Source organism: Streptomyces europaeiscabiei (genome assembly GCF_001550375.1).
GTDB lineage: Bacteria > Actinomycetota > Actinomycetes > Streptomycetales > Streptomycetaceae > Streptomyces > Streptomyces europaeiscabiei.
The window spans coordinates 1-12,705 of record NZ_LRTR01000888.1; the positions used below are offsets into that span (position 1 = coordinate 1).

A 12,705-nucleotide genomic window follows, 5' to 3' on the forward strand; every position below is an offset into this window, starting at 1 on the left:
CGCGCCGAGGCGCTGCTCGCGCCGGTGCTGCCGCGCCGCCGGGCCGCCGAGGACGCGCCGCTGGACGCGGTGGCAGCACCCGACGGCACGAAACTCTTCCTCTGCGCGACGGACCGCCCCGAACTCCCGAGCTGGACCGGGGACTTCCGGCCCGTGGAACACACGGAGGCCGCCCGCCACGTCCACCGCGTCGACCATCTCGCCCTGACCCAGCCCTGGCACCAGTTCGACGAGGCCGCCCTCTTCCACCGCACGGTGCTCGGCCTCCACGCCAGCGACAGCGTCGATGTCGCCGACCCCTACGGCCTGTTCCGCAGCCGGCCGGTGACCAACGAGGACGGCACCGTCCGGATCGCCCTCAGCGTCGGCCCCGCCCCGACCGACGACACAGCCCGCGCCCAGCACATCGCCCTCGCCACGGACGACGTCGTCGCCGCGGCCCGCGCCTTCCGCGCGGCCGGAGGGCGGCTGCTGGCCGTCCCCGCGAACTACTACGACGACCTGGCCGCACGGTTCGAGTTCGCCGACGGCGAGCTGGAGACGTACCGCGAACTCGGCGTCCTCTACGACCGCGACGCGGACGGCGAGTTCCGTCACTGCTACACCGAGACCGTCGGCCGCGTCTTCTTCGAACTCGTCCAGCGGGACGGCGGGTACCAGGGTTACGGCGCGCAGAACGCGCCCGTGCGCCTCGCCGCCCAGCACGTCCAACGACCGGCCAGGTAGGAAGAGTCACTGGCGGCTGACGGTGCGCGTCACACCCGTGGCGACCGTCGTCGCCAGGATCCAGCCGGTGATGACGAGAACGTACGACAGCCACTGCGACCCGCCCTCGGGCGCGTAGGCCCGCTCCTGCCCGAAGTCGATGATCGGGAGGAGCAGGTCGAGGGTGTAGACGACCGCGTTGAAGGGCGGGGCCTCGTCCGCCTTCAGCGGGCTCGGTGGTTGCACGGCGTACGTCACCGAGCCCACCGCCATCAGCGACAGCAGCCAGACGGCCGCGCGCAGCGGGCGGAAACCGTAGCCGACGGCGGCGTCCTGGGCGTAGCCCCAGAGCCGCCCGTACCAGCGGAGCGTGTCACGATGGCGGCGTTGCTTGGCGAGCTGGACGCGCCGGGCGGCGTCCTCGTCACCGATCCGGCGGTACGCGGCGGTCAACTGCTCGTAGGAGTACGGCAGATAGGCCTCCCCGTCGCGCTCCAGCATGGGCAGCCTTCGCTGGGCGGGCTCGTGCGGGATGAGAGAGGTGTAGGTGAGACTGTTCAGGAGGACCTTGTCCGGCAGCATCTCCGGTTCCACGAACAGCACCTCTATCTGGGCGCGGCGCAGATTGAGGTCACCCTCCATCGGAGGGCCCTTGCGCAGCCAGAGTTCGCTGATGACGCAGCTGCTCACCCGCAGCGCCGTACCCCCGGGGTTCGACAGCCTGGCGTACGACAGCTCCAGCCAGCCGCCCACCCGGGCACCGCGCAACTCGACCCGGCCGCGTACGTCCGCGTGCCGCAGCACCACATCGGACTCGGTGACGAGCGTCTCCGCGCCGAGAGCGGTGCCGCCGGGCCGGTGCAGCCGTGCCCGCTTCAGGTCGACCGCGCCGGCGACATGGGCACCGCCGAGCCGGACCTCGCCGTCCGCGCGCAGCCCGGGAGCGCACAACTCCTCCCCGATCTCCGCCTGGTTGAGCCGTAGCGCGGGCTCTTCGTCCGACGCGGTGAACTTGGCCCGCTCCATGAACAGGGTCCCGGAGATCTGTGCCCCGGTGAGTCTCACCGGACCCCGGAACCGGCACCCCGACAACCGCAGTCCGCCGTCCACCCGCACCCGCGCCGAACGCAGCCCGGGAAGCACGGACCTGGTCAGATTGAGGTAGGTGAACTGTGCGCCCGAGAAGTCGGGGACCTCGTCGAAGTGGCAGCCGCTCAGCCGTACGACGCTGTCGACCGCCGCGTACTTCAGTTCCAGTCTGCCGGTGATCCGGGCGCCCTCGATCTTGAGCGCGGCGACCTCACCCTCCTGCTGGGGAGCGGTGAGCAGCAGCGCCCGGAGCACCCGGGCCCGTACGGTCCGCTCGGGGCCCCATCCGGCGCCGTCCGCCGCGTCCTCGTCCTCGGCGGTCCCGAGGTCCACGGCCCTGAAGTCCACCGCCGCGCCCAGCGGAAAGGCCTCCCACACCCGCCGCTCGGCCGCCGTCAGATCGTTGATCATCATCACCCGGGACTCTCACCCGGAACGCTCGTACCTGTCAACAACCGCGATCCGGCCGTGCGTTCCGGCCGGACCCCGGCCGACGTCACCGTCCCTGGTGAGCCCAGGCCTCGTCGTGGGCACGGTGCGCGTCCGTGAGACCGTTCGTGAAGAACTGTTCGTAGTACTCGTTCTCCACGTGATGGACCTGGAGCCACACGCCCGGGACGTGGATCGCGTCCGTGTGGGCCGGGAAGCGGCCGTGCGTGCGGAGGATGTACTCGCAGATGTCGCGGGCGCAGTCGATCACCCGCTCCTCGTACTCACTCGCCTCGGTGAGATAGCGCTGCCCGTAGTCCTCCCGGTAGATCCGGGCGAAGACGTCCCGGTCGGTGTAGACGCCGCCGCGGCCGAACTTCTCCTGGACGATCGTGTCCACGGCCTCCGACATGCTCCCGAACATCGGCGGGCACGCGGCGGCGATCAGTGGGGCGCCGCCGTCGGGGGAGGGCAGCCGGACCGGGTGCGAGCGCACCTCGGCGTACTTCGGCAGCGGGATCTGCCAGCGCCAGATGTCGGAGGGCCGCCAGCGCGGGGTGACGAAGTCGAAGCCGAGCATTTTGCCGTACGCGCGGGAGAACTTCGGGTCGCCGAGGGCGATCTGCGGGTTGATGGTGGCGTGGATCCAGGCGCCCAGACCCATCGCCTCGGCCGTGAGCATCAGGTTCTGCAGCAGCAGATCCGCCTCGATCTGGGTGCGCATCGGGCCGAGGGCGCCGAGGGGCAGCTTCAGATCCCCGTTGAGGAAACCGTTCTTCACCCACTTCTTCACCCCGGCGGGACGGTAGAAGTTGCGGTCGTCCACGAGGGTGGGGCGGGCCCCGTCCGGCTGGGTGAGCAGATACATCAGCGCGTTCACGTACTGGTGGGAGAGGTCGACCACCGGGAACAGCAACGTCGTTCCGGGCAGGTTGGACAGGAAGCGGTTCGAGTCCAGGTACGCCGGGAAGTCCCGCTTGCCCGGCGCGACATCAAGGCGGTGGTCCAGGACCTTCACCTTCGCCTCGTGTGCCCGCGCGACCAGGGTCTCGGCGTCGAACGGCTCGTCCGGCGCCGGCTCCAGCCTGCGCAGGAAGTAGGTGCCCGAGTCGTTCACGAGGAAGAAGTGGGTGCCCTGGGCGTTGTCCGGGCTCCCGGCGGTGCGGCCCGCCATCGTCAGGTTGGGCTTGGACATGATGGGTGTGCCGTTGTCCGGGTCCTCGAAGGGCCGGTCGGGCATGGTGAGCCCCGTCGTGCCGGTGATCGCGATCAGCACCGCCTCCTCCAGCTCGGTCAGGGGCTGCACCGCGTTGCGGGACGTGTAGGTCATGGTCCCGGCGGACACCTTGGCGCCCCGGCTCACCCGGTGCGTACGGCGGCGCCACACAGTCCGCAGCAGTGGGCGCCCGAAGAGGTCGGCGAGTCCGGAGTGGGTGGTGGCACCGGCGACGCCGGGCGGCGGCTCCCGCACCGCCAGTTGCTCGCCGGCCCCGGCTGTCGCGGACAGCTCCCCTGTTCCGGGCAGCTCGGACTGGTTGTCGGTGAACGTCATGCGTTTTCCCCCGTTGTGGTTCGGACCCGGGGCGTGCCACACCCCGGGTCGTGTGTCACGGCGTCATGGTGAACCGCCGTTGTGCGTACCGCTGTCGCTCGTACCGTTGTCGCTCGTACCGCCGTTGCCGGGCTCCCGCACCGTCCGCCACGGCGCGAACGCGCTCGCGTGGCGCGGCAGCAGCGGAGCCAGTTCCGGGCAGTGGCGCAGGACCACGGAGTTCATGCCGCCCTTCTCGACCCAGTCGATGCCCAGCGGTGTGTAGACCTCCGGCCGGTAGTCGACGGTCAGGAACCGGTCGCTCTGCAGCCGTCGGCTGGCCATCAGGATGAAGATGCGGAACGCGGTGTCGCTGAACCCGAAGCCCTCCGGCGGGTTCTCCGCGAACAGCCCGACCACCGTGTCGATCTCGTCGACGTCGCGGTAGACGTCCTTCAGCCGCGCCAGCGTCCGAGGGTTCTCGGTCAGCTCCTCGAAGGAACGGATGCGCCCCCTGTGCAGCCCGGCCCGGAAGTCGTTGTAGCGCGGCACCCCGCGCCGGCGCGTGCGGACGAGGTCGACGACGGACAGGTCGATGATCTCCCCGTCGCGCTCGAAGCGCTGCAGGGAGCGCGGGAAATTGTGCAGCGTGATCGCGCCGGGATGGGCGATGCCGAAGGAGTACAGCGAGTTCGCGAGGCCCGTCTTGCGGATCTGTGACTCGGCCGCCCTACCCTGGATGTCCGAGAAGCCCACCGTCTCCAGCCGCCGCCCGAACTGGTGCTCCCGCAGCTCGTAGTCGTCCGGGATCAGCGGATGCATGCGGTAGACGGTCGTGAAGTCCTCGGTCAGCGAGTACGGCGCGGCGTGATGGTCCGGCAGAGTCTTCGGGATGCCGGTCAGCGAGTGCGCCTCGAACAGCCACAGGCCCAGCTGGTCGAGCCAGTTCCTGGGCGGGCCCGACCAGTTGGTGTGCAGCGCGAGGTCGATCGCCTCGGTGGCGAGGATCGCCGGTGTCCACTCCACGGTGTGGATCTTCGCGATCAGCGCGGACACCACGAGCCGGGCCGTGTGGTAGATCTTCTCCTCGCTCATCGACGCGTACTCGGCGCGCAGCGCGTCGCACACCGCGTTGTGCTCCCGGGCGAACAGCGTGTGCATCGCGCTGAGCCCCATCCACCAGCTCTCGTTGAACCCGGTGAGCGGAATGCCGTTCGCCCCGCCCGGCAGGTGGCCGTCCTCCAGGCGGAGCCCCGCGCCGCCGCCCGGCTCGCGCAGGAAGCGTGCGGTCCGCTCGTTCTCGCCGTACACCTCGGACCCGTCCCACCAGTGCGAGGCGGAGTTGGCGAACAGGATCGGCGGGCGGCCGGGCGCCTCGATGCCCTCGTTCTCCGCGAACCGCATCACCCGCTCCGTCGGCCCGCCCGGCACGTTGCGCCAGTCCCCGTCGAAGCCGGGCGGCAGCGGCACCTCCACACTGCGGTCACCGGTCCTGTACCGCCGGTGGTTCACCCAGTCGTGCACCTGGAACTGGATCCACGCGGCCGCCAGCACATTGAGCGAGGTCGCCGGCACGAAGCTCTCCCGGTACAGCAACTGCCTGCTTACCGTGACCGGGTTCGGCGTGTCGAAGAGATCCGGCCGGTAGTCCGGCTTCAGGTTCCGCCCGAAGGCGGCCCCCACGGCACCCATCCTCGGCTCCGACAGATCGTTGTACGTCCCGTCGTACGACCGTTCCGTGCGCAGCCGCTCGGGGACCGGCTCAGGCGCGGGCTGGGCCTTCGGCGGCGCCTCACGCACCTCGGTGTCGATCAGATTCCTCCTGCGCAGCACCTTCCGCAGGAACATCAGGTTCAGCAGGCTCAGCGACAACGGCAGCCGGTGCCACGGCACGGCACGGTTCAGCAGCCCGAGGACGGCCCCCACGGGCCGGCCGAGCACCCGGTTGCGCAAGGGTTCCGGGGTGACGAAGCGCAGCCCGAGACGGTGTGCGCCGCTCGCCCGGTACCCCGCCTTCCGGGCCCGGTTGATATTGCCCAATGGCCGGAAATCGTCGGTCGTGTACCAGGGGTTGAAGGTCAGGTCCTCGACCCGCCGTGCGGCCGCCCGCGCCTCGGCACCGTCCAGTTCCTGGGCGGGGACGGTCAGCCGGGCGATCGGCACCGCCGGTGCCACCGCGTCCTTCCACTCCACCGCCGCGTCCTCGATCGGTGTGCGCCGCTCGTCCACGTACCGCTGCACACACAGGTCGAACGCGACGTCCGCCCGGCCCAGCCGCCGCGCCAGTTCGCGGTGCAGGAAGTCCGGGTCCCGGCGATCGGGTTCGGCGGCGGCCGGCGTACCGGGCGCGGGGCGCAACAGATACCGCACCGGCCCGGCCTCGCCCCACAGAACGGCCCCACGGCTCCAATAGGTCTCACTGGCGAGGGAGCCGACGCTCCGCCGGGTGGCGTCCTGTACGTTGCGCCGCATCCGCGTGGCCGTCGCCGGCCCCACCGCGAGCGGTAGTTTCACGAACAGCCCGAGCGCCTTGCGCAGCGGACTCCGGGCCCCCGCCATGGCCTTGGCGAACGCCACGAACTCCCGCGCGTCGCTCGCGTGCGACACGGGGTGGTTGGTGGCCAGCAGGTCATGGCTCACCCCGTCCGTCACCTGTACCCGCACCGCCGCGCCCCGCAGGTCCGGCGAGCCGTCGCCCTGCCGGACGCCGCTCGCGTTGGACAGCCGGACCACCGCCGGATAGTCGGCGCCGGGCTGCGCGAACCCGACGCGCAGCGCCACCGGCAGGTCGTCGTGGAACCGCAGCCGCGCGTTCTCCACACCCAACGGGGCCTTCGCGTGGAACGCCCGTGCGATGTCACCGCCTCCGGCCCGTCGGTTCTTGACCTGGACGGCCATCAGCTCCCGCGCCAACCGCTCGAACACGAGCCGCTCGGCCTCGGGGCTGCCACCGTCGTACCGCTCGTAGCGCTGATCGTGCTTCCCGGTCTCGGCCATCGGCGCTTCCTTCGTACAAAGGCATACGGGATGCATGCGACGTGCATACGGGACAGGGGCCGCACGCTACCGGCGGCGGGGTTCCGGCCACAGCGACAGTTCACGCCATGTACACATCTGATAATAATGCGGGTGAATATCGCATTCCGTCACGTCGCCACGGGTTCGGACGGTGGAACGACAGTTCCCCGCGCCCCCGAAGGGACGCGGGGAACCGCGTGACCTGTCACGTACCGAAGGCGCCGCGCTCGTCTCGTCGCCTACTTCTTCGACTCGACCGCGTGCCCCCCGAACTGGTTCCGCAGCGCCGCGATCATCTTCATCTGCGGGGAGTCGTCCTGGCGTGACGCGAAGCGCGTGAACAGGGACGCGGTGATCGCCGGCAGCGGTACCGCGTGGTCGATGGCGGCCTCGACGGTCCACCGTCCCTCACCGGAGTCCTCGGCGAAGCCGCGCAGCTTCTCCAGGTGCTCGTCCTGATCGAGCGCGTTGACGGCGAGGTCCAGCAGCCAGGAGCGGATGACGGTCCCGTCCTGCCAGGAGCGGAACACCTCGCGGACGTCCGTCACCGAGTCGACCTTCTCCAACAGCTCCCAGCCCTCGGCGTACGCCTGCATCATGGCGTACTCGATGCCGTTGTGGACCATCTTGGAGAAGTGCCCGGCACCCACCTTGCCCGCGTGGACGTAGCCGTACGGCCCCTCCGGCTTGAGCGCCTCGAAGATCGGCTGGAGCCGCTCGACATGCTCCTTGTCGCCGCCGACCATCAGGGCGTAGCCGTTCTCCAGCCCCCACACGCCCCCGGAGACACCCGCGTCGACGAAGCCGATGCCCTTCGCGCCCAGCTCGGCCGCGTGCTTCTCGTCGTCCGTCCAGCGGGAGTTGCCGCCGTCGACGACCGTGTCGCCGGGCGACAGCAGCTCCGCCAGCTCGTCGACGACGGACTGGGTGGCGCCGCCGGCGGGCACCATCACCCAGACCGTGCGGGGGCCGTTGAGGCGCTCGACCAGTTCGGCCAGGCTGCCCACGTCGGAGACGTCGGGGTTGCGGTCGTAGCCGACGACAGTGTGGCCGGCGCGGCGGATCCGCTCGCGCATGTTGCCGCCCATCTTGCCGAGACCGATCAGGCCCAGCTGCATGGCTGCCATGTCAGTTCACTTCTCCCTGAGTGTCACGAACGTTCCGGAGGGTCTTGTCGGTGTTCTCGCCGCCGCGCAGGGCGACGGCGTACATCTCGTCGGCGTCGAGGCGCCGCAACTCCTCGGCGATCAGCTCGGAGGTGGGGCGCACCTTCAGGGCGAGGGTGCGGGACGGCTGGCCAGGCAGGGTGAGCGTGGCGAGCGGGCCCTCGGGGCGGTCGATGACGATCTCGCCCTTCGAGGTGCCGAGGCGCACACCCGTCACGACCGGCCCGGCGGTCAGGACCCGCTCGACGGACACGCCGAGACGGGCCTCCAGCCAGCGGGCCAGCAGTTCGGCGCTCGGGTTGTCGGCCTCGCTCTCCACGGCGGCCGTGGTGATGGTCTCCTTGGCCTGGTCGAGGGCGGCCGCCAGCATCGAACGCCACGGCGTCAGCCGGGTCCAGGCGAGGTCGGTGTCGCCGGGGGTGTAGGAGGAGCCCCGCTGCTCCAGGGCGGCGAGCGGGTTCTCCACGGCGTACATGTCGGTGATCCGGCGCTGGGCGAGCGCGCCCAGCGGGTCCTTCGCCGGGTGCTGCGGCGCGTCCACCGGCCACCACACCACCACCGGCGCGTCCGGCAGCAGCAGCGGCAGGACCACGGAGTCGGCGTGGTCGGAGACCTCGCCGTACGTCCGCAGCACGACCGTCTCGCCGGTGCCCGCGTCGGCGCCGACCCGTACCTCGGCGTCCAGGTGCGACTTCGTGCGGTCCTTCGGGGTGCGGGCGTGCCGCTTGATGACGACCAGGGTGCGCGAGGGGTGCTCGTGCGAGGCCTCCTCGGCCGCCTTGATCGAGTCGTACGCGTTCTCCTCGTCCGTCACGATCACCATCGTGAGGACCATGCCCACGGCGGGCGTGCCGATGGCCCTGCGGCCCTTCACCAGGGCCTTGTTGATCTTGCTTGCCGTGGTGTCCGTCAGGTCGAATTTCATGGCCTGCGCCAGCTCCGTCCGTCTCGTGCGAGCATCTCGTCCGCTTCCTCGGGGCCCCAACTGCCCGAGGCGTACTGCGCGGGCCTGCCGTGCTTGGCCCAGTACTCCTCGATCGGGTCGAGAATCCTCCAGGACTCCTCCACCTCCTGATGGCGGGGGAAGAGGTTGGCGTCGCCGAGCAGCACATCCAGGATCAGCCGTTCGTACGCCTCCGGGCTGGACTCGGTGAACGACTCGCCGTACGCGAAGTCCATGGTGACGTCCCGGATCTCCATCGAGGTACCCGGCACCTTCGAACCGAAGCGCACGGTCATCCCCTCGTCCGGCTGCACCCGGATGACGATCGCGTTCTGCCCCAGCTCCTCGGTGGCCGTGGAGTCGAACGGGGAGTGCGGGGCGCGCTGGAAGACCACGGCGATCTCCGTCACCCGGCGGCCGAGGCGCTTGCCCGTCCGCAGATAGAAGGGGACGCCCGCCCAGCGGCGGTTGTCGATGCCCACCTTCACCGCCGCGTACGTGTCCGTCGTCGAGGACCGGTTGATGCCCTCCTCCTCCAGATAGCCGGGCACCTGCTCGCCGCCCTGCCAGCCGGCCGCGTACTGGCCGCGCACGGTGTGCCGGCCCAGGTCCTCCGGCAGCCGCACGGCCTTGAGCGCCTTCAGCTTCTCGGCCAGCAGCGACTCGGCGTCGAACGCCGCCGGTTCCTCCATGACGGTCAGGGCCAGCAGTTGGAGCAGATGGTTCTGGATGACGTCACGGGCCGAGCCGATGCCGTCGTAGTACCCGGCGCGACCGCCGATGCCGATGTCCTCGGCCATCGTGATCTGCACGTGGTCGACGTAACTCCGGTTCCAGATGGGCTCGTACATCTGGTTGGCGAAGCGGAGCGCCAGGATGTTCTGGACGGTCTCCTTGCCGAGGTAGTGGTCGATCCGGAAGACCTGCTCGGGGTCGAACACGTCGTGCAGGACCGCGTTCAGCTCGCGCGCGCTGGCCAGGTCGTGGCCGAACGGCTTCTCGATGACCGCGCGCCGCCAGGATCCCGCGGGCGGGGCGGCCAGCCCGTGCTTCTTGAGCTGCTTGACGACCTTCGGGAACATCTTCGGCGGCACGGAGAGATAGAACGCGAAGTTGCCGCCCGTGCCCCGGGAGCCGTCCAGTTCCTCGACGGCCTCGCGCAGCCGCTTGAACGCCTCGTCGTCGCCGAAGTCGCCCGGGATGAACCGCATCCCCTCGGCGAGTTGCTGCCAGACCTCCTCACGGAACTCGGTGCGGGCGTGCTCGCGGACCGCGTCGTGCACGATCTGCGCGAAGTCCTCGTCCTCCCAGTCCCGGCGCGCGAACCCCACGAGCGAGAAGCCCGGCGGCAGCAGACCCCGGTTGGCCAGGTCGTACACGGCAGGCATCAGCTTCTTGCGGGACAGGTCACCGGTCACCCCGAAGATGACGAGCCCGGACGGGCCCGCGATCCGGGGCAGCCGGCGGTCGTCCGCGTCCCGGAGCGGGTTGAGCCACTCGTCGGTCATTCCCCATCAACTCCCTTGCTGTTCAAGGACTTCGCCACCACGTCCAACAGGTCCTGCCACGCCGCCTCGAACGTGGCGACGCCGTCGTTCTCCAGCAGACCCACGACCTCCTCGTAGGAGACGCCGAGCGCCTCCACCGCCGCGAGGTCGGCGCGGGCCTGCGCGTATCCACCGCTCACCGTGTTCCCGCGGATGACGCCACGGTCCGCGACGGCGTCGAGCGTGGCCTGAGGCATCGTGCTGACGGTGCCGGGCGCGACCAGCTCGTCCACGTACCGGGTGTCCTTGTACGCCGGGTCCTTCACGCCGGTCGAGGCCCACAGCGGGCGCTGCTTGTTGGCGCGGGCCCCGGCGAGGGCGGTCCAGCGTCCGCCGGGGTGAGCGGAACCTCCGGCCCCGCCGAACACCTCCTCGTACGCCTCGTGGGCGAGCCGCGCGTTGGCGAGCGCGGCGCGGCCCCTGAGGGCGAGCGCCTCGGCCGTGCCGAGCAGGGTCAGCCGCTTGTCGGTCTCGGTGTCGACGCGGGAGACGAAGAAGGAGGCGACGGAGTGGATGGCGGACAGGTCGAGGCCCGCCGCCTGCGCCTTCTCCAGGCCCGCCAGATAGGCCTGCATCACCTCGTAGTGGCGCTCCAGCGAGAAGATCAGCGTGACGTTGACGCTGATGCCGAGCCCGATGACCTCGGTGATCGCCGGGAGACCCGCCCTCGTCGCCGGGATCTTGATCATCACGTTGGGGCGGTCGACGAGCCAGGCGAGCTGCTTGGCCTCGGCGACCGTCGCCGCGGTGTCGTGGGCCAGCCGGGGGTCGACCTCGATGGAGACCCGGCCGTCCCGCCCCGCCGTCGCGTCGTACACCGGGCGCAGGACGTCGGCGGCGGCGCGTACGTCGGCGGTCGTCATCATCCGTACGGCCTCGTCGACCGTCACCCCGCGCACGGCGAGGTCGGCGAGCTGGTCCTCGTAGCCCTCGCCCGAGCCGATGGCGGCCCGGAAGATGGACGGGTTCGTGGTCACGCCGACGACGTGCTGCTTCTCGACGAGCTTCGCGAGGTTGCCGGAGGTGACGCGTTCGCGGGAGAGGTCGTCGAGCCAGACGGAGACGCCCTCGTCGGAGAGGCGCCGCAGGGGTTCCGTGACGGTGCTCGCCACGGTCGCTTCGGTGGTCACAATGATCATCTTCCTTCAGGCGTTCGCATCAACCGCGGACGGCGACGAGAGATTCCTTCGCGGCGGTGACGACGTTCTCGGGGGTGAAGCCGTACTCGGCGAACAGGGTCTTCGCGTCGGCGGAGGCGCCGAAGTGTTCGAGGGAGACGATGCGGCCGTGGTCACCGACGTAGCGGTACCAGGTCAGACCGATCCCCGCCTCGACCGCCACGCGGGCCTTCACGGACGGCGGCAGCACGCTCTCGCGGTATTCGCGCGGCTGTTCCTCGAACCACTCCACCGACGGCATCGAAACCACCCGTGTCCCGACCCCCTCGGCCTCCAGTCGCTCCCGCGCGGCGACGGCCAGTTGCACCTCCGAACCGGTGGCGATCAGGATCATCTCCGGAGTCGCGGTCGAGGACTCCTGGAGCACATAACCGCCCTTCGACGCCTCGGGGTTGGGCGCGTACGTCGGCACGCCCTGGCGGGTGAGCGCCAGCCCGTGCGGCGCCGGGTCGGTGGCGTGGCGCCTGAGGATCTCGGCCCAGGCGATCGTCGTCTCGTTGGCGTCGGCCGGGCGGACGATGTTCAGGCCGGGAATGGCCCGCAGGGAGGCCAGGTGCTCCACCGGCTGGTGGGTCGGGCCGTCCTCGCCGAGACCGATGGAGTCGTGCGTCCACACGTACGTCACCGGGAGCTGCATCAGCGCGGACAGGCGCACGGCGTTGCGCATGTAGTCGGAGAACACCAGGAACGTGCCGCCGAAGACGCGGGTGTTGCCGTGCAGCGCGATGCCGTTCATCGCCGCGGCCATGGAGTGCTCACGGATGCCGAAGTGGATGGTGCGGCCGTACGGGTCGGCCTCCGGGAGCGGATTGTCCGCCGGGAGGAAGGACGACGTCTTGTCGATCGTCGTGTTGTTCGATCCGGCGAGGTCGGCCGAGCCGCCCCACAGTTCGGGGACGACCGCGCCGAGCGCCTGGAGCACCTTGCCGGACGCGGCCCGGGTCGCCACCGAGGTGCCCTCCTCGAAGACGGGCAGTGCCTGTTCCCAGCCCTCGGGCAGCCGGCCCGCGACCACCCGGTCGAAGAGCCGGGCCCGCTCGGGCCGGGCGGCGCGCCACTCGGCGATCCGCTTGTCCCAGGCGGCGTGCGCCTCGGCGCC

9 protein-coding genes are annotated in these 12,705 nt (G+C 70.6%); 1 reads left to right on the forward strand and 8 read right to left on the reverse strand.

Annotated elements, in window-relative coordinates; translation table 11 throughout:
* Positions 1-726: VOC family protein (locus AWZ10_RS45140; RefSeq protein WP_208618671.1), on the forward strand; the 726-nt coding region annotated here is incomplete at its 5' end.
* 6 nt (positions 727-732) lie between these two features.
* Here the strand turns inward: AWZ10_RS45140 and AWZ10_RS45145 are convergent.
* From AWZ10_RS45145 to AWZ10_RS45180, 8 genes are all read right to left on the reverse strand, one after another.
* Positions 733-2,208, reverse strand: a complete 1,476-nt coding sequence (locus AWZ10_RS45145) for a pentapeptide repeat-containing protein (RefSeq protein ID WP_060894126.1) — start codon at positions 2,206-2,208, stop codon at positions 733-735.
* An 82-nt stretch (positions 2,209-2,290) separates the two neighbouring features.
* A complete protein-coding gene (locus tag AWZ10_RS45150; RefSeq protein WP_060894127.1) occupies positions 2,291-3,775 on the reverse strand; it encodes a hypothetical protein in 1,485 nt (494 codons plus the stop codon).
* Positions 3,776-3,838: 63 nt separating this feature from the next.
* On the reverse strand, positions 3,839-6,751 hold the full coding sequence (locus AWZ10_RS45155) for a peroxidase family protein (RefSeq protein ID WP_060894128.1): 2,913 nt from the start codon (positions 6,749-6,751) through the stop codon (positions 3,839-3,841).
* 260 nt (positions 6,752-7,011) lie between these two features.
* Positions 7,012-7,890 carry a phosphogluconate dehydrogenase (NAD(+)-dependent, decarboxylating) gene (gene gnd / locus AWZ10_RS45160; protein WP_060894129.1) on the reverse strand — a complete coding sequence of 293 codons (879 nt, stop codon included), beginning with the start codon at positions 7,888-7,890 and terminating at the stop codon, positions 7,012-7,014.
* 10 nt (positions 7,891-7,900) lie between these two features.
* Positions 7,901-8,863, reverse strand: coding sequence for a glucose-6-phosphate dehydrogenase assembly protein OpcA (opcA, locus tag AWZ10_RS45165; protein ID WP_046703716.1), 963 nt, complete (start codon positions 8,861-8,863; stop codon positions 7,901-7,903).
* Positions 8,860-10,389, reverse strand: a complete 1,530-nt coding sequence (zwf, locus tag AWZ10_RS45170; RefSeq protein ID WP_046703715.1) for a glucose-6-phosphate dehydrogenase — start codon at positions 10,387-10,389, stop codon at positions 8,860-8,862. Before zwf ends, opcA begins: the two co-directional genes overlap by 4 nt.
* Positions 10,386-11,564 carry a transaldolase gene (gene tal, locus AWZ10_RS45175; protein WP_060894130.1) on the reverse strand — a complete coding sequence of 393 codons (1,179 nt, stop codon included), beginning with the start codon at positions 11,562-11,564 and terminating at the stop codon, positions 10,386-10,388. Before tal ends, zwf begins: the two co-directional genes overlap by 4 nt.
* Positions 11,565-11,586: 22 nt before the next feature.
* Positions 11,587-12,705: transketolase-like TK C-terminal-containing protein (locus AWZ10_RS45180; RefSeq protein WP_279616681.1), on the reverse strand; the 1,119-nt coding region annotated here is incomplete at its 5' end.